Annotated in this window: 20 protein-coding genes; 13 read left to right on the top strand and 7 right to left on the bottom strand. The window is 73.2% G+C overall.

Annotated features, from left to right (window positions below):
- Nucleotides 1-142: 142 nt before the first annotated feature.
- From G6W55_RS06605 to G6W55_RS06590, 4 genes are all read left to right on the top strand, one after another.
- Entirely contained in the window at nucleotides 143-739 is a 597-nt protein-coding gene (locus G6W55_RS06605; protein WP_175519838.1) for a DUF5134 domain-containing protein, read from the top strand.
- Nucleotides 740-874: 135 nt separating this feature from the next.
- Entirely contained in the window at nucleotides 875-1,810 is a 936-nt protein-coding gene (locus G6W55_RS06600) for a M56 family metallopeptidase (protein WP_175519837.1), read from the top strand.
- 67 nt (nucleotides 1,811-1,877) lie between these two features.
- A complete protein-coding gene (locus G6W55_RS06595; RefSeq protein WP_175519836.1) occupies nucleotides 1,878-2,549 on the top strand; it encodes a phosphatase PAP2 family protein in 672 nt (223 codons plus the stop codon).
- A gap of 256 nt (nucleotides 2,550-2,805) precedes the next feature.
- Nucleotides 2,806-3,489: a TetR/AcrR family transcriptional regulator gene (locus tag G6W55_RS06590; protein ID WP_175519835.1), complete on the top strand. Its 684-nt coding sequence runs from the start codon at nucleotides 2,806-2,808 to the stop codon at nucleotides 3,487-3,489.
- Here the strand turns inward: G6W55_RS06590 and G6W55_RS06585 are convergent.
- Complete coding sequence (locus G6W55_RS06585; RefSeq protein ID WP_217686589.1) at nucleotides 3,477-4,940, bottom strand: hypothetical protein; 1,464 nt, start codon at nucleotides 4,938-4,940, stop codon at nucleotides 3,477-3,479. The genes G6W55_RS06590 and G6W55_RS06585 overlap by 13 nt on opposite strands.
- Before the next feature lie 242 nt (nucleotides 4,941-5,182).
- Between G6W55_RS06585 and G6W55_RS06580 the strand changes: the two genes are divergently transcribed.
- Nucleotides 5,183-5,821 (top strand): DUF305 domain-containing protein, encoded by a 639-nt coding sequence (locus G6W55_RS06580; RefSeq protein ID WP_175519833.1) that lies wholly within the window; start codon nucleotides 5,183-5,185, stop codon nucleotides 5,819-5,821.
- 19 nt (nucleotides 5,822-5,840) lie between these two features.
- On the opposite strand, the gene G6W55_RS06575 is transcribed toward G6W55_RS06580, so the two are convergent.
- Complete coding sequence (locus G6W55_RS06575; protein WP_175519832.1) at nucleotides 5,841-6,527, bottom strand: DUF6214 family protein; 687 nt, start codon at nucleotides 6,525-6,527, stop codon at nucleotides 5,841-5,843.
- Between the two features lie 200 nt (nucleotides 6,528-6,727).
- Here G6W55_RS06575 and G6W55_RS06570 point away from each other — a divergent pair, with 200 nt between their 5' ends.
- The 3 genes from G6W55_RS06570 to G6W55_RS06560 all read left to right on the top strand — a co-directional run bounded on the left by G6W55_RS06570 (nucleotide 6,728) and on the right by G6W55_RS06560 (nucleotide 10,503).
- Entirely contained in the window at nucleotides 6,728-8,062 is a 1,335-nt protein-coding gene (locus tag G6W55_RS06570; RefSeq protein WP_175519831.1) for an FAD-dependent oxidoreductase, read from the top strand.
- Nucleotides 8,063-8,159: 97 nt separating this feature from the next.
- A complete protein-coding gene (locus G6W55_RS06565) occupies nucleotides 8,160-9,536 on the top strand; it encodes a nucleobase:cation symporter-2 family protein (protein ID WP_175519830.1) in 1,377 nt (458 codons plus the stop codon).
- Nucleotides 9,537-9,696: 160 nt separating this feature from the next.
- Nucleotides 9,697-10,503, top strand: coding sequence for a pectate lyase (locus tag G6W55_RS06560; protein ID WP_175519829.1), 807 nt, complete (start codon nucleotides 9,697-9,699; stop codon nucleotides 10,501-10,503).
- A gap of 93 nt (nucleotides 10,504-10,596) precedes the next feature.
- On the opposite strand, the gene G6W55_RS06555 is transcribed toward G6W55_RS06560, so the two are convergent.
- Entirely contained in the window at nucleotides 10,597-11,346 is a 750-nt protein-coding gene (locus G6W55_RS06555; protein WP_175519828.1) for a PaaX family transcriptional regulator C-terminal domain-containing protein, read from the bottom strand.
- Nucleotides 11,347-11,430: 84 nt separating this feature from the next.
- Between G6W55_RS06555 and G6W55_RS06550 the strand changes: the two genes are divergently transcribed.
- Complete coding sequence (locus G6W55_RS06550; protein WP_175519827.1) at nucleotides 11,431-13,107, top strand: acyl-CoA dehydrogenase family protein; 1,677 nt, start codon at nucleotides 11,431-11,433, stop codon at nucleotides 13,105-13,107.
- A gap of 84 nt (nucleotides 13,108-13,191) precedes the next feature.
- Here the strand turns inward: G6W55_RS06550 and G6W55_RS06545 are convergent, their stop codons facing one another.
- Nucleotides 13,192-13,770, bottom strand: coding sequence for a hypothetical protein (locus G6W55_RS06545; RefSeq protein ID WP_175519826.1), 579 nt, complete (start codon nucleotides 13,768-13,770; stop codon nucleotides 13,192-13,194).
- A gap of 133 nt (nucleotides 13,771-13,903) precedes the next feature.
- Between G6W55_RS06545 and G6W55_RS06540 the strand changes: the two genes are divergently transcribed.
- On the top strand, nucleotides 13,904-15,046 hold the full coding sequence (locus tag G6W55_RS06540) for a WD40/YVTN/BNR-like repeat-containing protein (RefSeq protein WP_375372435.1): 1,143 nt from the start codon (nucleotides 13,904-13,906) through the stop codon (nucleotides 15,044-15,046).
- 83 nt (nucleotides 15,047-15,129) lie between these two features.
- Nucleotides 15,130-15,900: a thioesterase II family protein gene (locus G6W55_RS06535; RefSeq protein WP_175519825.1), complete on the top strand. Its 771-nt coding sequence runs from the start codon at nucleotides 15,130-15,132 to the stop codon at nucleotides 15,898-15,900.
- 34 nt (nucleotides 15,901-15,934) lie between these two features.
- Here the strand turns inward: G6W55_RS06535 and G6W55_RS06530 are convergent, their stop codons facing one another.
- A complete protein-coding gene (locus G6W55_RS06530; RefSeq protein ID WP_175519824.1) occupies nucleotides 15,935-16,612 on the bottom strand; it encodes a uracil-DNA glycosylase in 678 nt (225 codons plus the stop codon).
- A gap of 126 nt (nucleotides 16,613-16,738) precedes the next feature.
- Between G6W55_RS06530 and G6W55_RS06525 the strand changes: the two genes are divergently transcribed.
- Nucleotides 16,739-17,776: an N-acetylglucosamine kinase gene (locus G6W55_RS06525; protein WP_175519823.1), complete on the top strand. Its 1,038-nt coding sequence runs from the start codon at nucleotides 16,739-16,741 to the stop codon at nucleotides 17,774-17,776.
- Nucleotides 17,777-17,947: 171 nt separating this feature from the next.
- Nucleotides 17,948-18,871, top strand: coding sequence for a sirohydrochlorin chelatase (locus tag G6W55_RS06520; RefSeq protein ID WP_175519822.1), 924 nt, complete (start codon nucleotides 17,948-17,950; stop codon nucleotides 18,869-18,871).
- A gap of 101 nt (nucleotides 18,872-18,972) precedes the next feature.
- Here the strand turns inward: G6W55_RS06520 and G6W55_RS06515 are convergent, their stop codons facing one another.
- The gene (locus G6W55_RS06515) at nucleotides 18,973-20,019 is read right to left on the bottom strand and encodes a lactonase family protein (protein WP_175519821.1); all 1,047 of its coding nucleotides are present in this window, start codon (nucleotides 20,017-20,019) and stop codon (nucleotides 18,973-18,975) included.
- A 195-nt stretch (nucleotides 20,020-20,214) separates the two neighbouring features.
- On the bottom strand, nucleotides 20,215-21,717 hold the full coding sequence (locus G6W55_RS06510; protein WP_175519820.1) for an FUSC family protein: 1,503 nt from the start codon (nucleotides 21,715-21,717) through the stop codon (nucleotides 20,215-20,217).
- Nucleotides 21,718-21,771: the final 54 nt, after the last annotated feature.

Genomic DNA, 21,771 nt, shown 5'->3' with positions numbered 1-21,771 from the left:
GCTCCGTCGAATGCTCCCCGTGTACACCCTTGCGCTCGCGTGCGCGCCGCGTGGCGTGGGCATCGCATCCCTCGACGCGATGACGCGACGTGATGACACGACGCCATGACGAGACGTCGTGATGTCGAGCGGGGAGGTGCGTGTGCACGGACCGGCTTCGCCCGGCTGGCTGCTGGTCGCGCTGTGCGCGGCGACCGGTGCCTACTGTCTGCTGCGGATGCGCAGCGCCGTCGAGGAACAGCGCCGGGCCGCGGGCGGGGAGGCGCTCATGGGGTTCGGCATGGCCGCGATGGCGATACCCGCCGCGGTGTTCACCCCGCCCGGGTGGGCGTGGCCGGTCTACGCGGCGGTGTTCGGAGCGGCGGCGCTGCGGGCACTGTGGGCGCTGCGGGCGTCCCGCGCGCGGCCGCACCATCTGCATCATCTGGTCGGGGCCTCCGCGATGGTCTACATGGCGGCGGTGATGGCCGGCTCCCCCGCGTCTGCCTCCGGCCACACCCATGGGCACGCCGGCGCCGGGGTCCCGCTGCTGACGGGTGTCCTGCTGCTGTACTTCACCGGATACGTCCTGGTGGCGGGGGCGCGTCTGCTGCCGGTGCAGGTTCCGGTGGCGGTCCCTGCGGGGACCGTCGGGTCCCGGTCCGGGTCCGGCGTCGCGTGGGGTGACCGGCCCGAGCTGGCACGGGCGTGCCGGCTGTCCATGGGGATCGGGATGCTGGCGATGCTGCTGACGATGTGACCCGGGTACGCCTCGCGCCCCGATGTTCAAGTCCCGCTCCGGAGACGGCAGTCGGCACCGCGCCGGCGTGGTCTGCGTCACTTTGCCGGGACAACGCGTACCCCTGAGCGGCGCGCCGCTCATAGGGTTCTGCCCATGATGGTCCCCGCGGTCCTGCTGTTGCTCGGAGCCCTGACCGCCGTGGCCGCGCCCCGGCTGATCGCCCGGGCCGACTGGCCGGACCGTGAACCGGTGGTCGCCCTGTGGGCGTGGCAGTGCGTGGTGGTAGCGGTCCTGCTGTGCTGCGCCCTGTCGATGACGCTCAGCGCGGCGGCGGCCTGGCAGGCGGTGCGGGGCCATGTCTTCGCACCGGCCCCGCAGGCGGTGGTGGAGGCGTACGGACTGGGCCCGACAGGTCCGTGGGCGGCGGCGACCGCGGTGGCGCTGGCGTGCGGTGGGCTGTGGAGCGGGGCGATGCTGGTCCGGGAGGTCGTACGGGCCAGGGTCCGGCGCCGGTCGCGGCAGGCCGAACTGCTGGTGCGGGCGCCGCTGTTGCCGGGCGAGGAGGCGACGGGCGGGCGGCTGGTGGTCCTGGAGGGCAAGCGTCCCGACGCCTGGTGGCTGCCGGGTGCGGCGCCTCAACTGGTCGTCACCACGGCCGCGTTGCGACGTCTGAAAGGGCGTCAACTGGACGCCGTACTGGCGCACGAGCAGGGGCACGCGCAGGCGCGGCACGACTGGCTGCTGCACTCCTCGTCCGCGCTGGCCACGGGGTTTCCGCAGGTCCCGGTGTTCGCCGCGTTCCAGGACGAGATGCACCGGCTGGTGGAGCTGGCGGCGGACGACGTGGCGTCGCGCCGCTTCGGCCGGCTCACGACCGCGCTGGCGCTGGTCGAACTCAACGAGGAGCGGGGGGTGTTCGGTCCCGCGCCGACCCCGCAGGCGAACGTCCCGCAGCGGGTGAACCGGCTGCTCACCCCGCCGGACCGGCTGACGGCCGCGCGGCGGCTGCGGCTGACGGCGGCGGCGTCGCTGGTGCCGGTGATCCCGGTGCTGGTGACCCTGGTACCGGGGCTGCGCGCGCTGGGCTGAACACGCACCGGTCGACTCAAACGTCACAGGTTGGCCTGTAACCCCACAAGTCGGGGAGGATCACAGCATGCCCAACCTGTCTGTCGACTTCCCCCACCGTCCCCCCGCCCTGCGCACGGCGCTCACGGTCTCCTGTCTCCTGGGCCTGTGTTCGCTGCTGCTGCTCGCCCTGGTGGGAGCGGAGTGGCGCCCCCTGCTCTCCGTCGACGAGGACATCTCGCGCACCACCCACCGCTGGGCCGTCGCCGACCCGGGGTTCACCCAGGTGTGCCGTGTCCTGACGGACTGGGTCTGGGATCCGCTGACCATGCGCCTGCTGGGAGCGGCGGTGGCCGTGTGGCTGATGTGGCGGTACGCGGACTGGTGGACGGCGGCGTGGCTGGTCGTGACGGCGACGGTGGGGACCCTCGTCCAGCAGGGCCTCAAGGCCGCCGTCGGCCGGGAGCGCCCGGTCTGGCCCGATCCCGTCGACTCCGCGCAGTACGCGGCCTACCCCTCGGGCCACGCGCTGACGGCCACGCTGGTGTGCGGCGTCCTGCTGTGGCTGCTGCACCGCCACGGCGTCGCCCCCGCGGTGTGGCGTACGGCGGTGGCGGTGGCCGTGGTCTCGGTGGTGGGCGTCGGCCTGACCCGCATCTGGCTGGGCGTCCACTGGCCCACGGACGTCCTCGCCGGCTGGCTCCTCGGCGCCCTCCTGACCACCCTGGCAATCGCCGCCCACCTGCGATGGCGCCCATGAGCACGCCAGGCGCGCCGCGCCGGTACGGCTATGTGGGCCCCGAGGGCATCCAGGGCGTCCACACCGTTCCCCGAAGACCTCAACGCACCACCCCAGGTCGGTAGCCCCAGGCCACCATCAGGGGAAAAGTGCGCCCGCTCTGGGCGATCCCCCGCGTCGCCCAGAGCGGGCGGCAGCCCGGAGGGTTTCCGTTCGGAGCCGTCCGGGTTGCGTTGAGTATAGTTGGCTGGCAGCCAGTCAACGCAGGAGTTACAGGATGTCCCCGCGCAGCGCCTCGGTCAATGAAGAATTGCGACGGCGTTCCCGGGAGCGGCTGCTTCAGGCGGCCGTCGAGGCGGTGAGCGAGCACGGCTACGAGGCGACGACGCTCGGCGACATCGCGGACCGCGCGGGTTCGGCCCGCGGACTGGTGTCGTACTACTTCCCGGGCAAGCGCCAGCTCGTGCAGTCGGCCGTGCACCGGCTCATGCACCGCACGCTGGAAGAGGCACTGGAGCGCGAGCCGCGCACGGAGGACGGCCGGGAGCGGATGGCGCGGGCCATCGACGCGATCCTGGGTCTGGCCGGGAACCGCACCGTGCTGATGCGGCAGCACATGGCCGGGCTGCTCCAGGCCGAGGGGTTCGTGCGCTGCCCGGAACAGCAGCGGCTGGCCGAACTGCTGCGGGACACCCTGGCCCGCTACGGCTCACGGAACGTGGACGCCGACTACCCGATGCTGCGCTCGGTGCTGATGGGCGCCGTCTTCGCGATCGTGCTGCCCACCGTCGGCATGCCGGTCGCCGCGATGCGTGAGGAGCTGTTCGAGCGGTACGGGCTGGACCGGGAGCTGGGGGTCCCGCCGGACGCCGAGGCGCCCGGCGGGAGTTGTGACACGGACCTGTCGCGGTTCTTCGCCACGGAGCCGCCCGGGACGAAGCGCGAGGGTCAGTCGAAGTAGTCCGGCTGGGTCTGGACGTTCAGCTCGTCCAGGCGGATCCGCTTCGCCGGATCCGTGCGCCGGTCGCTGAGCTTCAGCACGTCGAAGCCCTTGGCGATGTCGTTCGAGTAGATGTAGCCGTTGTAGTAGTACGCCGACCAGGCTCCCCCGCCGACGAGCGTGGTGGTGGAGATCGGGCCGCGCTCGAAGTACGCGATCTCCTTCGGCTTCGAGGAGTTGGTGAAGTCCCAGACCGAGACGCCGCCCTGGTACCACGCCTGGACCATCAGGTCCTTGCCCTTGACCGGGATCAACGAGCCGTTGTGGGCGACACAGTTCTCGGTGTCCGCCTGGTGGCGCGGGATCTTGAAGTAGCTGCGGAAGACCAGCTTGCGCTTGTCGCCCTTGCCGACGATGTCGTAGATGCCGTCGGCACCGCGGTCCGGGCCGATCTCCGCGTTGCAGGTGGCCGCGCCGCCGCCGCCCAGCTCATCGGTGAAGACGACCTTGTCGGCCTTCTGGTTGAAGGTCGCCGAGTGCCAGAACGCGAAGTTGACGTTGTCCTGGACCTGGTCGATCACCTTCGGGTTCTCCGGGTCCTTGATGGAGAACAGGATGCCGTCACCCATGCAGGCGCCGGCCGCCAGGTCCTTGTCCGGCAGGACGGTGATGTCGTGGCAGCCGGTGGTCTTGGACACGCCCGGGTTGGTGGGCGAGCCCGGGTTGCCGCCGCCGTCGGGGCCCTCGCCCGGGAAGAGGACGGGGAAGCTCACGACCGCCGCCCGCTCGGGCGCCTTGCGCGGCACCTTGATGACGGAGATGCCGTCGTGCGGCGGCTGGCAGTCCGGGTAGGTGGCGCTCGGCGAGTACGAGGAGACGTACACGTAGACGTTCTTGCGCTCGGGCACCAGCGTGTGGGTGTGCGAGCCGCAGGCGGTCTCGACGGCGGCGACGTACTTCGGGTTCCTGATGTCGCTGATGTCGAAGACCTTCATGCCCTCCCAGGAGGACTTCTCCGTCGCGGGCTGCGTGGTGCTGTTGCAACTGCTGTCGCTGCGCGAGGAGTCGGTGGAGAGGAAGAGCAGATCGCCCGAGACCGAGATGTCGTTCTGCGAGCCCGGGCAGAGCACCTGGGCGACGGTCCTCGGCGCCTTCGGCCTGCTGATGTCGAAGATGCGGAAGCCGTCGTAGTTGCCGGCGAAGGCGTACTTGCCCTGGAACGCCAGGTCCGAATTGGTGCCCGGCAAGGCGTCCTTGGGGATGTTGACGAGGTGCTCGATGTTGTCGGAGTGGACGATCTCGTCCTGCCCGGGTATCTCGCCGGCGGCTATCGCCTCGGCGGCCTCAGCCTGTGCACTGCGGGAGATCCCTTGCTCCGTGGCCGGTGCGTCCCCGGGGTCGGGGGTCGCGGCGGCCGGTACGGCGGTGAGCAGTGCGGCCAGCAGTCCGGTACAGGCGGCTACGACACCCATGCGTCTGCGCCGCGTTCGGGGATCGTTCAACAGGGTCACTGCATCCTCCCTAGTTGCCGTTCGTGGGGGAACGGTTCACGGTGCTCCGAAGTATCGTCTTCATCATGCACAGATCAAAGGTCGGCAACGCATTCGTCATGAATGATTTTGATCAGTAGGGCGAAGAATCCCGAGTGGATCCCTGAACGGATGCCCGAGTGGACGGTCCTGTTCCCCCAATTCCCTTGTCACTGGAGGTCGTTGTGCTCAACCGCCGGGTAGCCCTGGTCACCGCGGTCGCGTCGCTCGTCCTGGCGCTGGCCGCCTGCGACTCGGACACGGAGGCCAAGTCGGGTGCGGCGGACGGCCCTTCGGTGATCGCTCCGGGCATGCCGGGCGAGGCGAACAGCACGCTCTCGGCCGAGGAGGCGGCGGACCGGCGCGCCGAGGACGACACCCCGAACTCGGCCGACGTGGCCTACGCCCGCAAGATGATCGAACACCACGCCCAGGCACTGGAGATGACTCGACTCGTCCCGGACCGGGCCCGGTCGGGGGACGTGAAGCGCCTCGCCCTGCGCATCTCCGCCGCGCAGCAGCCGGAGATCGAGACGATGCGGGGCTGGCTCACGACCCACGGCAAGTCGGAGACCGCCGACGCCCACACCCATGACGCGATGCCCGGCATGGCCACCGCGGCGCAGCTCGAGAAGCTGCGCGCGGCGGAGGGCAAGGCGTTCGACGATCTCTTCCTGACCCTGATGATCGCCCATCACGAGGGCGCGATCACCATGGCCACCGACGTAAAGGCGCAGGGGAACAACCTGCTGATCGAGGAGATGGCGGACGACGTGGTGGCCCAGCAGTCGAGCGAGATCAACCGGATGCGCCGGATGCTGTGACCCGCTCCGGGCCACCGTCTCACCGCCTGGCGTGCCGCGGCGCCAGGTACCCGGCGTCCCGCGCCTGGGCGATCAGCCGCAGCGACCTGCGGCGACTGTGCCCGGTCGCGCACATCACCGCGAGCACGGGGTCGAACCCGTCCTCCTGGGCGGCGCGATACTCCTGCGCGACCAGCCACCGCCCCTGACCCCCACGAGGCCACGCGGGCCGGGCCCGACGGGGGCCGGGGGGTCCAGGGGGCCCAGGAGGTCCGAGCGGCTCGGGGCGCTCGGCGGGTACGGCGGTCACGGCGTCCTCGGCAGGTCCGGCGGGTGCGGGTTCCTCGGCCGGTACGGCGGGCTCGGCGGCGGCGCCCAGATCGGGGATGCCGCCGGGCTCAGCCGGCAGTCCGCACCCGCCGTACCCCTCGGGCCCGCCGGCCTCACCAGCGTCACCGGCCGCCGGAAGGGCCACCTGGGCTTCCACCGCCGCCGGCACGCCCCCGCCGCACCACTCGAACAGCGGTCCCTCGATCCAGTCCGCCAGCTCCGTCAGGTCGATCAGGGAGAGGGCCGGCATGGCGCGGACGTCCTCGATGGAGACATGCCCGTCGGCGACGACGGCCAGCAGCTCGACCCGTGCGCCGTCCGGGAACTCCAGCCGGACATGGGACCAGGACGTGGCACCGGCACCCTCCTGCACCTCCCAGGCGGGCCAGACGGACACCGTGCCGTCCTCGGCGGACCGATCGGAAAGATTAAGAAACGATGCTTCTAGCACACACGCAACGTAACCGCATGATCACTTTCCATACGAACGGACACGCACGGCTCCCGCGGGCACAGCACCCTGTCAGCGGAGCGGCAACGGTGCGATGCTGAAGACACCAGCGATCACCTCCGTCCCCCGTGGGAAGGAGCACCGCCGTGCTGCGTGTCGCCGTGGTCGGATCCGGCCCCAGCGGGGTCTACACCGCCCAGTGCCTGGTCCAGCAGGATCCCGAGGTGCGCGTCGACGTCCTGGACCGGCTGCCGTGCCCGTACGGCCTGGTGCGGTACGGCGTCGCCCCGGACCACGAGAAGATCAAGTCGCTCCAGCGGAACCTGCGGACCGTGCTGGAGCACGAGCGCGTGCGCTTCCTGGGCGGTGTGACGGTCGGGGCGGGCGGGGTGGGCGTCGACCGGCTGCGCGAGCTGTATCACGCGGTCGTGTACTGCGTGGGCGCCTCCGCCGACCGGCGGCTCGGCATTCCCGGCGAGGATCTGCCGGGCAGTTGGTCGGCGACGGAGTTCGTGTCCTGGTACAGCGCCCATCCGGACACGGTCACCGACGGTTTCGTGCGGGGCGCCCGCTCGGCCGTGGTGATCGGCGTGGGGAACGTCGCGGTGGACGTCACCCGGATCCTGGCCCGCGGCGCGGCCGAGCTGAGCCCGACCGACATGCCGGAGGCGGCGCTGACCGCGCTGGCCGGGAGCGGGATCACCGAGATCAGCATGGTGGGCCGGCGCGGCCCCTCCCAGGCCCGCTTCACCACCAAGGAGCTGCGGGAGCTGGGCGCGCTGCCGGACACCGACGTGATCGTGGACGAGGCGGAACTCGCGCTGGATCCGGCGTACCGCGATCCGTCCGGGCTGCCGCCCGCGCAGCGCCGTAACGTCGAGGTGCTGCGCGCCTGGACGGCCCTGCCCCACCGGGACGTACGGCGGCGGATCCGGCTGCGGTTCTTCCTGCGGCCGGTCGAACTCCTCACGGACGGCGGCCGGGTGGGCGCGGTGCGGTTCGAGCGGACCGTGCCGGACGGACACGGCGGGGTGACGGGGACCGGCCGGTTCGAGGACGTCGAGGCGCAGTTGGTGCTGCGGTCCGTGGGCTATCTCGGAGTGCCGCTGGAGGGGCTGCCGTTCGACGCGGAGCGGGGCACGGTGCCGCAGCGGGACGGCAGGGTGCTGCGCGAGGGCGCGGTGGCGCCCGGCGAGTACGTGGCGGGCTGGATCAAGCGCGGTCCGACCGGGGTCATCGGCACCAACCGGCCGTGCGCGAAGGAGACGGCGGCCGCGCTGCTCGCGGACGGTCCGGCGCTCCTCTCCCGGCCGGTGCCGGACGACGCGCTCCCGCTGCTGCGGGAGGCCGGGGTGGAGCCGGTCGGCTGGGACGGCTGGCTGGCGATCGAGCGGGCCGAGGCGGCGCTCGGCGCCTCCCTGGGGCGGGGCGTGGTGAAGCTGCCGGACTGGGCGGCCCTGTGGGCGGCCACGGGTCGCTGAGCGATACACACATCGGCAACACCGGCGAAATCAACAATCTGTTTAACGGCCGTACGGTCTCGTGCTGTCCGGATTCCGCCCCCGCGCTGGAGTACCCATGACCACGAACCCGCCCTCGCCCGCCGCCACTTCTTCCGCTCCGCCTGTTCATCCCGTCGACGAGGTGCCTCCCGTACGGCAGTTGGCCGCGTTCGGGCTTCAGCATGTGCTCGCGATGTACGCGGGCGCCGTGGCCGTGCCGCTGATCGTCGGCGGTGCGATGAAGCTGTCGGCCGCCGACCTGGCGTATCTGATCACCGCCGACCTGCTGGTGTGCGGCATAGCCACGCTGATCCAGTGCGTCGGCTTCTGGCGCTTCGGAGTGCGGCTGCCGATCATGCAGGGCTGTACGTTCGCCGCCGTGTCCCCGATGGTCCTGATCGGGACGACGGGCGGCGGACTCCCCGCGATCTACGGCTCGGTGATCGTGGCGGGCCTCGCGATCGTGCTGCTCGCCCCGGTGTTCGGCCGGCTGTTGCGCTTCTTCCCGCCGCTGGTCACCGGCACCGTCATCCTGATCATCGGCCTCTCGCTGCTGCCGGTGGCGGGCAACTGGGCGGCCGGCGGGGTGGGTTCGGCGGACTTCGGGGCGCCGAAGAACCTGGCGCTCGCCGCGTTCGTGCTGGCGGTGGTGCTCGGAGTGCAGCGGTTCGCGCCGGAGTTCCTGAGCCGGATCGCGGTGCTGGCCGGTATCGCGGTGGGTCTCGCGGTCGCGGTGCCGTTCGGGTTCACGGACTTCGGCGGGGTCGGGGACGCCGACTGGATCGGGGTCAGCACGCCGTTCCACTTCGGCGCTCCCACGTTCGAGGTCTCGGCCGTCGTCTCGATGCTGGTGGTGGCGCTGGTGACGATGACCGAGACGACCGGCGACCTGATCGCGGTGGGCGAGATGACCGACCGCAAGGTCGAGCGGCGCTCGCTCGCGGACGGACTGCGCGCCGACGGTCTCTCCACCGTCCTGGGCGGGGTGTTCAACACCTTCCCCTACACGGCGTACGCGCAGAACGTGGGCCTGGTCGGCATGACCCGGGTGCGCAGCCGCTGGGTGGTCGCGGCGGCGGGCGGCATGCTCGTGGTGCTCGGACTGCTGCCCAAGCTGGGCGCGGTGGTGGCGGCGATCCCGGCGCCGGTGCTCGGCGGTGCGGGGCTGGTGATGTTCGGGACGGTCGCGGCGAGCGGGCTGCGCACCCTGGCCGAGGTCGACTTCAAGGGCAACCACAATCTGACGGTGGTGGCGGTCTCGGTCGCGATGGGCGTCCTGCCGGTGGGGGTGCCGACGGTCTACGCACGGTTCCCGGACTGGTTCCAGACGGTGATGAACAGCGGGATCAGCGCGGGCTGCGTGACCGCGATCGTTCTGAACCTGGTCTTCAACCACCTTCCCGCAAAGGGCCGTTCGGCCGCGAAGCCGCTTTCTGCGGGAGGCGTTGACTAGAAAGCGCTTACCCTCTACGTTCCGTTCAGCAGTGTGACCGAGCCGCTCCTCAGGATCCCCCAAAGGCCGCACTGTCTCAGCAGGTGGTTCAGAGTGACGTACAGCGTTCAGGTACGCGCACACCCCTCCCTCTCAACCCCCACCACAGAAGGAACGGGACATGACTTCTGCTACACGACCACGCGCCCCACGGCGCGCACTGACCGGCTCACTCGCCGCGGCCGGCCTGACCGTCGGCCTGCTCATGACCGGCGGCGGCCTCACCCCGGCGAGCGCGGCCACCTGGCCCGGCGCGACCGGCAGCCAGGCCGTCTCCTCGACCATCTCGGTCTCCGGCACCAAGGACTACGGGATGATCCGCCTCTACGGCACCGGCGACCTGGGCAGCGGCAGCCAGGACGAGGACCAGGGGCCGATCCTGGAGCTGGCGGCCGGTGCCGTCGTCAAGAACGTCATCCTCGGCGCGCCCGCCGCCGACGGCATCCACTGCAAGGGCAGTTGCACGCTCCAGAACGTCTGGTGGGAGGACGTCGGCGAGGACGCCGCCACCTTCCGCGGCTCCTCGTCGTCCAACGTGTACACCGTCTCGGGCGGCGGGGCGCGGTCGGCCAGCGACAAGGTGTTCCAGTTCAACGGCGCCGGCACGCTCAACGTCTCCAACTTCGCGGTGCAGAGCTTCGGCACCTTCGTCCGCTCCTGCGGCAACTGCTCGACGCAGTACAAGCGGACGATCAACCTCGACACCGTCGAAGCGACCTACTCGGGAAGCAAGTTGGTCGGCATCAACACCAACTACGGGGACAGCGCGACCCTCAAGAAGATCACCATCGTGGGCGACAGCGGCAAGAAGATCGTCCCGTGCCAGAAGTACATCGGGAACAACACGGGTAAGGAGCCGTCCACCAACGGCTCCGGCGCGGACGGGACTTACTGCAAGTACACGTCCTCGGACATCACCTACAAGTAGGCCCCGGCCCTTCGGCTCTCTCCCCCCACGGTGAAGGCGGCCGTGCGGAGCGTCCCTCAACGACGCTTCGCACGGCCGCCGTTGCCGTGCGCGCTAACCGCCGCCGAGGGTCGCGGCGGTGAGAGTGCGCCGGTACTCCTCGTACGCGGCGCGCAGGGCGGGGCCCGGCCAGTCGGCGGGCAGCAGCGCGGCGGGCAGCACGGGGTCGGCGAGCAGATGCCGTACGACCGCGGCGACGGCCGTGAAGCGGTCGGCGGGGTGACGCGCGCGTTCGGCGTGGGTCAGCAGTGCCCTGGCGGTGTCCGCCCAGGCGTCCAGCGGCCACAGGTCCGCCGCCAGCTCGACGGCGGGCTCCGCGGGCCGTGCGGTGAAGTGCCGGAGCACCTCGTCGAGGCCGGGGGGCCAGGGGCGGCCCAGGTTGGCGGGGCGCAGCCAGACGCCCTCGCGGAGTTCGGCGAGCCTGAGGGCCGTCAACCGGGTGCGCAGATCGGCGCGTTCCGCGGGGCCGCGGCCGGTCGCGGTGATCACGGCCATCTCCCAGTCGCCGTCCCACGCGCGCGTGTCGGGGCTCACGGCGTCGTCCTGGCGGCGCTGGCGTTCCAGCAGCCGGTCGCTGAGCCGGTAGACGCCGTCGGCGCGCCGCAGATCACCGGCCGCGACCATCCGGCTGAGCGCCGCGCGCACCGTCGAGCCGCCGACGCCGAACGGCTCCACCCCGCGCACCAGGTCCTTCGCCGGAAGCTCGGGCGGGTGGGTGCCGAGCAGCAGGCTGAGCACCACGGACCGCGCGGACAGCGGCCGCAGGTCGACCGCGCCGGGTTCCGCCGAGACGTTCATGCGCATGGGCACGAACTGTACGTCGCTCCGCCCACCCCCCATGATGTTGCACTATTGCTACAGCCGCAGAGAAAGTGCAACATGGTGGGCATGACCTCGACCCCGGTGCAGTCCCCCGCGCAGTCCTTCGCGCAGCTCGTGTCGTCCGCGACGCACGACGTGACCAATCAGGCGCCGCCCCTCGCCCCCTACGACGCCTCCGCCGACACCGCCCTGCTGGAGGGGCTGCGGCGGGAGGGGGCCGGGTGGGCGGAGGCGGACGTCCGCCGGATCGGGCTGCTGGCCGGCGGTGCCGAGGCGCAGGAGTGGGGCGAGCTGGCGAACCGGCACGAGCCGGTGCTGCGCACCCACGACCGCTACGGCCACCGGGTCGACGAGGTCGACTTCCACCCGAGCTGGCACGAGCTGATGCGGGTCGCCGTGGCCGAGGGGCTGGCCGGGGCGCCCTGGGCCGACGACCGGCCCGGCGCGCACGTCGCCCGGACGGCGGGCGGGCTGGTGTGGGGCCACAGCGAGGCCGGGCACGGCTGCCCCACGTCGATGACGTACGCGGCCGTCCCCGCGCTGCGCCGCGAGCCCGGGCTGGCCAAGGTCTACGAGCCGCTGCTGACCAGCCGGGAGTACGACCCGGGGCTGCGGGAGCCGACGTCGAAGCGCGGGCTGCTCGCCGGGATGGGGATGACGGAGAAGCAGGGCGGCTCCGACGTCCGGACGAACACCACGGCGGCCACGCCCACGGCCGAGCCCGGGGTGTACACCCTGCGCGGGCACAAGTGGTTCACCTCGGCGCCGATGTGCGACGTGTTCCTGGTGCTGGCGCAGGCGCCCGGCGGGCTGTCCTGCTTCCTGGTGCCGCGGGTGCTGCCGGACGGCACCCGCAACACGTTCCGCGTCCAGCGGCTGAAGGACAAGCTGGGCAACCGTTCCAACGCGTCCTCCGAGCCGGAGTTCGACGGCACGGTGGCCTGGCTGGTCGGGCCCGAGGGGCAGGGCGTGAAGACCATCATCGAGATGGTCAACTGCACGCGTCTGGACTGCGTGATGGCGTCGGCGACGCTGATGCGCAAGACGCTCGTCGAGGCGGGGCACCATGTCCGGCACCGGGGCGCGTTCGGGGCGCTGCTGATGGACCAGCCGCTGATGCGCAACGTCCTGGCCGACCTGGCGCTGGAGTCGGAGGCGGCGACCACGCTCACGCTGCGGCTGGCCGGGGCCGCGGACCGCGCGGTGCGGGGGGACGCGGGCGAGCAGGCGTTCCGGCGGATCGCGACCGCCGTCGGCAAGTACTGGGTGACCAAGCGTGGCCCCGCCTTCACCGCGGAGGCCCTGGAGTGCCTGGGCGGCAACGGGTACGTGGAGGACTCGGGCATGCCCCGGCACTACCGCGAGGCACCGCTGCTGTCGATCTGGGAGGGCTCGGGCAACGTCAACGCGCTCGACGTGCTGCGCGCCCTGACCCGCGATCCGGCCACCGCGGACGCCCTCTTCGCCGAACTCGCCCTCGCCGAGGGGGCGGACGCCCGCCTCGACGCGGCGGTGACCCGTCTGCGAACCCTGCTGGGCGAGGCGACACCGGCCGGCGCGCGCCGTCTGGTCGAGCAGATGGCCCTCACCCTCCAGGCGTCCCTCCTGGTCCGCCACGCCCCGCCGGCCGTGGCCGACGCCTTCTGCGCGACCCGCCTCTCCGGCGACTGGGGACACGCCTTCGGGACGCTGCCGGGCGGGGCGGACGTCGACGCGATTCTGGAGCGGAGCCTGGGCCTCTGAGAGCTGGGGCGCCCGAGGGGCGGGGCGTCCGAGGGGCGGGGCGTCCGAGGGGCGGGGCGTCCGAGGGGCGGGGCCGCCCCGGCCTCACCCCATCCGCCGCCCCCACACCGCCTCGAACTCGGCCCAGTCCGTGTCCCACTGCCGGATGCGGCGGCGTTCGAGGCGGCTGCGGAGGTAGTGCCCGGCCGCGTAGGGGAAGGTGGCCGCACCAGGGCCGGCGAGGCAGCCGACCAGGACGGCGCGCAGCCGGGCCTGGGCCGGGGTGACCGGCTGGGTGACCAGGCGGCCGCGGCCGTCCGTCCAGAGGGTGACCGGGGTGCCGGCGGGGCTGCCGGAGGCGACGCGGACCTGGCCGGTGTGGGCGGAGCCGTCCGGGCCGGTCCAGCCGACCTCGGCCCACACATGGTCGCCCCGGGCGGAGCCGCCGGTGGACTGGCCGGGCGCCTGTCCGGTCAGCCGGCCGACCAGGGGCCGCCACTCGACGCGTTCCCGGGCCAGGCTCCGTTCGACGGCCCCGATGGCCGCCCATCCCGCCAGCGCCCCGACGAGGAGGGTCAGCGTCCACGCGCCGAGCACGACCCACGCCTCCACCGTGTCGGCGCGGCGCTTGAGCGGGTTGCGCCGCCACCGCCACCACCACACCTTCCGACCGCGGAACGCCATCGAGCGCTTCCTCCTCATGGACATGCGAACTGCCGGGATCGTCCTCCCTTACGGCGCGGGCGGTCCCGCTGCTCACGTCGGCCGTCATCGCCGTGGTGACCTGCGGCGATGCCGTTCCCGGAGGTGACTGTCAGTGGTCGGGTGCAGACTGGCCGGTGTCTGGGACAAGGACGTCGCGGAGGTGATCGGCATGACCGAGGTACTGCTCGCCGTGGGCACCCGAAAGGGCCTGTTCGTCGGGCGTCGGCGCGGTGGCGCCTGGGAGTTCGACGACTCCCCCTGTTTCAACGCGCAGGCGATCTACTCGGTCGCCATCGACACCAGGGGCGAGCGCCCGCGGCTGCTGGCGGGCGGTGACAGCGCGCACTGGGGCCCGTCGGTGTTCCACTCCGACGACCTCGGCCGCACCTGGACCGAACCGGCCGTGCCGGCCGTCAAGTTCCCGCAGGACACCGGTGCCTCGCTGGAGCGGGTCTGGCAGTTGCACCCGGCGGCCGCCGAGCCCGACGTGGTGTACGCGGGCACGGAACCGGCCGCGCTGTACCGCTCCGAGGATCGCGGCGAGTCCTTCGAGCTGGTCCGCCCGCTGTGGGAGCATCCGACGCGCTCGCGCTGGGTGCCGGGCGGCGGCGGTGAGGGCCTGCACACCGTCCTCACCGACACCCGCGACCCGCGCGCGGTGACCGTGGCGGTGTCGACGGCCGGGGTGTTCCGCACGGCCGACGCCGGGGAGAGCTGGGAGCCGTCCAACTCCGGTGTCTCCGCGGTGTTCCTGCCCGATCCGGACCCGGAGTTCGGCCAGTGCGTGCACAAGGTCGCCCGGGACGCGGTGAACCCGGACCGGCTCTATCTCCAGAACCACTGGGGCGTGTACCGCAGCGACGACGCGGGCGCGCACTGGACCGACATCGGCGAGGGTCTGCCGTCCACCTTCGGCTTCGCGATCGCCGCGCACCCGAGCCGGGCCGACACGGCGTACGTCTTCCCGATCAACGCGGACGCGGACCGGGTGCCCGCCGGTCACCGCTGCCGAGTGTTCCGCACCTCGGACGCGGGCCGGAGCTGGGAGCCGCTCACGGCGGGCCTGCCGCAGGAGGACCACTACGGCACGGTGCTGCGGGACGCGCTGACGACGGACGACGCGGACCCGGCGGGCGTGTACTTCGGCAACCGCAACGGCGAGGTGTTCGCCTCGGCCGACGACGGCGACACCTGGCGGCAGCTCCTGTCGCATCTGCCGGACGTGCTGTGCGTACGGGCGGCGGTGATCGGCTGAGCCGGTCCGCGGGGCGCGTCGGTCACCCAGTACGGTGTCAGGGCCTGTGCCGTGACGGGCGGTCCGGCCGACCTTGGAGTGACATGACCGCGTTCGACAGTCCCGCCGCCTCGCCCTGGATACGGCGGTACGCGCCCGCGCCCGACGCGCCGGTCCGGCTGGTGTGTCTGCCGCACGCGGGCGGCTCGGCGGCCTTCTACGCCGGGCTGGCCAGGTCGCTGAGCCCCGGGGTGGACACCCTCGCGGTGCAGTATCCGGGCCGGCTGGACCGGCGGAACGACCCGCTGATCACGGACATGACGGAGCTGGCCGACCGGGTGGTCACCGAGCTGCTGCCGTGGACGGACGGGGGGTTCGCGCTGTTCGGGCACAGCCTGGGCGCGGTGCTCGGCTTCGAGGTGGCCCGGCGGCTGGAGGCGAAGGGCCGTCCGCCGCTGGCCCTGTTCGTCTCCGGGCGCGACGCGCCGTCCCGGCACCGGTCGGAGTCCGCCCATCTGCTGGACGACCGGGCGCTCATCGAGCAGGTGAAGGAGCTGGGCGGTACCGACCCGCAGCTCTTCGAGTACGAGGAGCTGGTGCGTCTCGCGCTGCCGGTGATCCGCGCGGACTACGAGGCGGTGGCCGGCTACCGCTTCGCGCCGGGACCGCCGTTGAGCTGCCCGGTGACCGCGCTGAACGGCACGGACGACCCCAAGGTGTCCCCGGAGCACACCGACGCCTGGCGCGAGCACACCACCGGCGCCTTCGACTCGGTCGTCTTCCCCGGCCGGCACTTCTACCTCGTGGACCGGCACGCGGAGGTCACCGCCGCCCTCGCCCACCGGCTGGCGGCGCTGACCGGTGAGCGCCTGTAGCGCCCTCCCCGCGGCACCGCGCGCCGGACGGGGTCTACGGCAGGCGCCAGTCCACCGGCTCAGCGCCCTGGCGGACCAGGAGGTCGTTGGCCCGGCTGAAGGGGCGGGAGCCGAAGAAGCCCCGGTCCGCCGACATCGGCGACGGATGCGCGGACTCGATCGCCGGGAGGTCGCCCAGGAGCGGGCGCAGATTGCGCGCGTCCCGGCCCCACAGGATGGACACCAGCGGCTTCCCGCGCGCGGCGAGGGCGCGGATGGCCTGCTCGGTGACCTCCTCCCAGCCCTTCCCGCGGTGCGAGTTCGGCTTGCGCGGGGCCACGGTGAGCGATCTGTTGAGCAGCAGCACGCCCTGCTGCGTCCAGGGCGTCAGATCGCCGTTGGACGGCTGGGGCACGCCCAGGTCGGTGGTGAGTTCCCGGTAGATGTTGATGAGGCTGCCGGGCAGGTTCCGCACCTCGGGCGAGACCGCGAAGCTCAGTCCGATGGCCATGCCGGGGGTGGGGTAGGGGTCCTGTCCGACGATCAGGACGCGTACGTCGTCGAAGGGTTGCTGAAAGGCCCGCAGGACGTTCGCCCCGGAGGGGAGGTACGTCCGGCCGGCCGCTATCTCGGCCCGGAGGAAGTCCCCCATGCTCGCGACGCGTTCGGTCACGGGTTCGAGGGCCTTGGCCCAGCCTGCTTCGACGAGTTCGTTCAAAGGTCGAGGTGCCACGAACGTCACTCTAGTGGCAGGCACTGACACCGGACGCGGGCCGCCGAGGAAGATCGAAAGGGAACGGTCCGGAAGCGAACCGGAACGGCCGAAAACCGCTGCACGGCGAAGGAACGGAGCCGCCCCATGACCGACCCGAACGACGTCACCGACCTCACCGGATCGCCAACTGGCTTCCTCGCCGTCGACTCCGGCGGCTCCGGGCTGCGCGTGGCGGTCGGTGCCGTCGGCGGGGGCGCGCCGGCCGTGCGGGCGTCCGGGGTTCCGGTGCGGACCGGCGGGCGGGGGATCGATCCCGACGACCTGATGAGCCGCCTCGTGCCCCTGGTGCGGGCCCTCGCGGCCGAGACCGGCGTCGAGCGGCCCGCCACGGCCGTGGTGGGCGCGGCGGGGCTCGCCACCTTGGGCGACGGCCTGCGCGCCGTGCTGCCGGGCGCCCTGGCGCGGGAGTTCGGGGTCCGGACGACCGCGCTGGCCGCCGACGCCGTCACCGCGTACGTGGGCGCTCTCGGGGTGGGGCCGGGTGCCGTGGTCGCCGCGGGCACCGGACTCGTCGCGATCGGCACGGATCTGACGGCCTGGCACCGGGCCGACGGCTGGGGACATCTGCTGGGCGACTGCGGGGGCGGCGCCTGGATCGGACGGGCGGGTCTGGAGGCGGCGCTGCGCGCCCACGACGGCCGGGCCGGCGGGTCGGCGCCGCTGCTGGCGGCCGCCGAGCGGGAGTTCGGCCCGCCGCAGGGTCTGCCGGGGCACGTCTATCCGCGGCCGGACCGTCCGGCGGTCCTCGCCTCCTTCGCGCCCCGGGTCGCGGAGTGCGCGGCCGGCGGGGACCCGGTGGCGGTGGGGGTGCTGCGCGCGGCGGCCCGGCATCTGGCCGAGTCGGCGGCGGCCGTCTGCCCGGCGGACGGGGAGGCCGTCGTCGCCCTCACCGGGGGCCTGACGAAACTGGGCGACCCGCTGCTCGTCCCGGTGGCGGAGGAGTTCGCGCGGCTGCTGCCGCGGACGCGCCGAGTGCCCGCCCAGGGCGATCCGCTGCACGGCGCGGTGCGGATGGCCACCGCGCTGGCCGACGGGCCGGTCGGACTGCCGGTGGACGGAACGCTGTTCTCGGTGTTCCCCGTGGTGAGAGGCGTGCGGGCGGATCCGGGGCGCGACGCGTAGCCGTACAGGCCCACCCGAAAGGGGGATTGCTCCCTTCGAGGGCAAGTCACCCGGAAAACACGCTGATCACTTCTGATCCGCACGTAACTCATCAGACAAAACCGGACGGATCCCGCTCACCTGCACCCTCCCCGAACAGGGGAGCCCAGGAAACAAGTAACATGCGGCGCCATGAGCTCCCCCACTGGGCCCTCGTCCGGCCTGCCCGTACGAATGCCGCGTCCCCGCCAGCCCGGGCGGCACCGCCGACCCGAGCCGCTGGCAGCTCCCGAGGGCGCGCCCGCGCTCGTCCTCGCGGTGCCTGGCACGCCGAGTGCCGCCACCCGCGGCCTCGCCGAGGAGATCGTGAGCATCGCTCGCTCCGAGCTGCCCGGCCTCGACGCGCGCATCGGTTACCTGGACGGGGACGACGCCGACTTCCCCACGCTCCAGAACGTCCTGTCGTACACCGCCGAGGAGCGCACCGCCCGCTACGAGCAGGCCCGTGCCGCCGGTCTCGAGGTCAAGGAGCCGGACGGCCCGGTCGCCGTCGTCGTGCCCCTGCTGGCCGGCCCCGACGGTTCGCTGCTGCGGCAGGTGCGCCAGGCCGTCATGGAGAGCAAGGTCGCGGCCGACCTGGCCGATGTACTGGGCCCGCACCCGCTGCTCGCCGAGGGTCTGCACGTGCGGCTCTCCGAGGCGGGTCTGGCCCGCGCGGACCGCGCCCGGCTGTTCACCGTGGCGACGGCCGCGGACGGCATCGTGCTGGCCACCGTGGGCGGCGAGGAGGCCGTGCAGGCGGCCGGGATCACCGGCATGCTGCTCGCCGCGCGGCTGGCCGTGCCGGTGATGGCGGCGGCCCTCGACGAGGAGGGTTCCATCGCCTCCGTCGCCGAGCAGCTCCGCTCCTCCGGCTCCCAGCAGCTCGCGCTGGCGCCGTACCTGATCGGCCCGGAGATCGACGCGTCGCTGATCGCGGCGGCCGCCGAGGAGGCCGGCTGCGCCGCGGCGGAGGCCCTCGGCCCCTACCCGGCGATCGGCAAGCTGGCGCTGGCCAAGTACACGTCCGCCCTCGGCATCGCCCCGCCGCAGCCCCAGGGCGCCCCGACGCGCTGACACCTGCCACCACCGAACAGCCCCCGCACGACGCGAAAGGGCCCGCCCCGAGGGGCGGGCCCTTCGCTGTGCCGGGTGGTCGCGCGGGCCGGGCGCCCTCGTCAGCCGAGGACCACGCAGGAGGCGGCCGGGACGGCGACACTGCCCGCGAGGCGCGGGAGGCCGGTGGCCGGGTCCAGGGAGAACCACGTGACGTCGCCGGAGCGCTCGTTGGCGACGTACAGGAAGGCGCCCCGGGCGTCGAGGGCGATGTCGCGGGGCCAGTCGCCCTCGCACGGCACCGTGCCGACCAGCCGCAGCGCCTCTCCCCCGGCCTCCACGGCGAACACCGACAGCACGTCCTCGCCGCGCGTCGCGGTCCACACGAACCGGCCGTCGGGGGCCACGGCGATGCCCGACGGATAGGCGTCCCCCTCGGGCGCGCCCGGCAGGACGGCGGTCTCCGCCAGCGGCTTCAGGGAGCCCTCCGGGGCGTCCCAGCGGCAGACGGTGACGGTCGGGGTGAGTTCGTTGACGACGTACGCGTATCCGCCGCCGGGGTGGAAGGCGAGGTGGCGCGGCCCGGAGCCGGGGCGCAGCGCGTGCTCGCGGTGCACGGTGAGGCCGCCGTCGCGCAGCGCGCACACCCGCACCGAGTCGGTGCCGAGGTCCACGCTCACCGCCCAGCGTCCGCTGGGGTCGGGCTGCACCTGGTGGGCGTGCGGCCGCTGCTGGAAGCGGGGGTGCGGCCCGGAGCCGGTGTGGCGCAGCACCCCGGACGCGGCGCGGGCGAGGGTGCCGTCGGGGCGCACGGGTACGGCGCTGACGCTGCCCGAGCCGTAGTTCGCGGTCAGGACGTGCCCGTCGAAGACGCTGAGGTGCGTGGGACCGCTGCCGTCGACCGGGACGGGCGTCCCGGCGGGTTCGGGTACGTCGCCGTCGACGCGGTACGCGGCCACCGTGCCCTCGGTGGTCTCGCTGACCGCGTACAGGGTGTCGCCGACCGCCGAGAGGGCCAGGTAGGAGGGGTCGGGCAGGCCGTTGAGGCTGCTCAGGACGGTGAGCGCGCCGCTGTCCCGGTCCACGGCGGCGGTCACGATGCCGGGGCCGCCGGCCGCCGTGAAGGAACCGATGAACGCCCGCCGTCCCCGTCCGCCGAGGTCTGCCACCACTGTCCCCTCTCGGTCCGTCCTGTCCGGGGCTGACGGTAGCAGTCGATCAGCCGCGGTCTAGACCAGATCGGGTCATGCAGCGGACCTGCTCGCGAGGGGTTTCGGCGTACCGGAAGGGCCCGCGGACGCGGTGGCGCGACCGCGTCACCGGGCGCGCCGGGTGACGCGGTCGGCGGAGCGCGCGTGGGTGGCTCAGACGCGCGCCGGGACGCGGCCCGAGCTGTTCAGGGGGACGGCCAGTTGGAGGAGGGCCTGTTCCAGGGCGTGGAGGTGGAGCAGGACCGGCTCGGTCTCCGTGACGGCGGACGCCTGCGGGTCGGCGCGCCGTACGCCCGACGGCGGGGCGGTGAGCGCCTCGACGGCCGCCTCCACCCGCCAGCAGGCGGCGGCGAGACGGGCGTCGTGCGAGGCCACCGGGTCGGCGGCGACGGAGGCGAGGCCGCGCACCTCGCGCGCGCAGTCGTCGAGCAGGGCGAGGACGTGCCGCGCGCGTGCCTTGCGGGCCTTCATCGGGGCCAGCGGATGCACCAGCGGCGCCAGGGACAGCCGTACCCGGGCGAGGATCTGCTCCAGCTCGGCCACGCGCGCGGCCGGGTCCGCCGTAGGAGAGCCGGCGAGCCGGGCGGCGGCCTCGGCGGTGCAGGCGTGGACGCAGCGCAGGGCGCGTTCCACCCAGGCGTCGGTCACCGCGTGCGTGGTCACCGGCAGCACCACCAGGACGGCGAGCACGGCGCCCAGCGCCCCCACGGCCGTCTCGGTCGCCCGCAGGGCGAGGAGGGCGGGGTCGAGCAGGCCGAGGAGGCCGTAGAGCATGCTGGCCATGACCGTGACGGCCAGCATCATCCAGGTGTAGGAGACGGCCGCGGTGTAGAAGATGCCGAAGACGCTGACCGCGACGATCACGGCGGTCGCCACCGGTTCCCCGTGCAGCGGCACGGCCACGAGCAGGCCCAGGACGATCCCGATGACCGTTCCGAGGAACCGGCGGAAGCCCCGTACGAGCGTCTCGCCGCGCGAGGTCGTGTTCACGAAGACCCACCAGGTGGCGCCCACGGCCCAGTACCAGCGCTGGTCGGACAGCGCCTGCCCCGCGGCCAGGGCGAACGCCGCGCCCACGGTCGCCTGGACCGCCTGCCGGGTGGTGATCCGCGCCAGCCCCGTCCCGCCGGTCGGTACGGCGACGGCCACCGGTGCGGGCAGCGTCCGCTCGTAGCACCACAGCCCGAACCGCACCGCCGACGACGCGGCCAGCGACAGCAGCACGGCCGCGTACAGCTCCGGGAGCCGGCCCGGGACCGTGTGCAGGAACTGCGCGGCGAAGAAGGTCATGAACGCGAACACCCCGAGGGAGTGGCCGCGCGGCCCCCACCGCCGGGCGTACACCCCGGCGCCCACGACGGCGAGGAACGCCAGGTCACGGGCGGCGGGCAGGGCGTGCAGCCCGGCGGCGAGCGCGAGCACGGGCAGTCCGACGACCGGCAGGAACGCGGTGGTGACGGCCTGGCCGCGCACGGTCGGGTCGGTCACGGTGAACAGGGCGAGCAGCGCGGCCAGGCCACCGGTGATGGTGGCGGCCAGCGAGTGCCCGGCCAGGCCGCACAGCACCACGGCCAGGCCGATGCCGAGCACCGCCCGGGACGCGAAGCGCAGTCGCACGCGCCCCGGGTCCGGCGCGATGAACGCCCTCTTCAGCAAGTTGCCCCACCCTTCCGCACCACGGCATGAGAAAGGCGCCGCGGGGTCCGCAGC

The organism is Streptomyces sp. CAI-85, assembly GCF_013363615.1.
GTDB classification, from domain to species: Bacteria; Actinomycetota; Actinomycetes; order Streptomycetales; family Streptomycetaceae; genus Streptomyces; species Streptomyces antibioticus_B.
Note: the sequence above shows the minus strand (reverse complement) of the source record. Positions and strands in the feature narration are given on the sequence as shown.

Bases quoted from the DNA above. Each gene is read 5' to 3' on its own strand.
- G6W55_RS06560 (WP_175519829.1), top strand. From the start codon at position 9,697: ATGACTTCTGCTACACGACCACGCGCCCCACGGCGCGCACTGACCGGC.
- G6W55_RS06525 (WP_175519823.1), top strand. From the start codon at position 16,739: ATGACCGACCCGAACGACGTCACCGACCTCACCGGATCGCCAACTGGC.
- G6W55_RS06535 (WP_175519825.1), top strand. From the start codon at position 15,130: ATGACCGCGTTCGACAGTCCCGCCGCCTCGCCCTGGATACGGCGGTAC.
- G6W55_RS06550 (WP_175519827.1), top strand. From the start codon at position 11,431: ATGACCTCGACCCCGGTGCAGTCCCCCGCGCAGTCCTTCGCGCAGCTC.
- G6W55_RS06520 (WP_175519822.1), top strand. From the start codon at position 17,948: ATGAGCTCCCCCACTGGGCCCTCGTCCGGCCTGCCCGTACGAATGCCG.
- G6W55_RS06590 (WP_175519835.1), top strand. From the start codon at position 2,806: ATGTCCCCGCGCAGCGCCTCGGTCAATGAAGAATTGCGACGGCGTTCC.
- G6W55_RS06585 (WP_217686589.1), bottom strand. From the start codon at position 4,940: ATGGGTGTCGTAGCCGCCTGTACCGGACTGCTGGCCGCACTGCTCACC.
- G6W55_RS06565 (WP_175519830.1), top strand. From the start codon at position 8,160: ATGACCACGAACCCGCCCTCGCCCGCCGCCACTTCTTCCGCTCCGCCT.
- G6W55_RS06600 (WP_175519837.1), top strand. From the start codon at position 875: ATGATGGTCCCCGCGGTCCTGCTGTTGCTCGGAGCCCTGACCGCCGTG.
- G6W55_RS06595 (WP_175519836.1), top strand. From the start codon at position 1,878: ATGCCCAACCTGTCTGTCGACTTCCCCCACCGTCCCCCCGCCCTGCGC.
- G6W55_RS06545 (WP_175519826.1), bottom strand. From the start codon at position 13,770: ATGGCGTTCCGCGGTCGGAAGGTGTGGTGGTGGCGGTGGCGGCGCAAC.
- G6W55_RS06555 (WP_175519828.1), bottom strand. From the start codon at position 11,346: ATGCGCATGAACGTCTCGGCGGAACCCGGCGCGGTCGACCTGCGGCCG.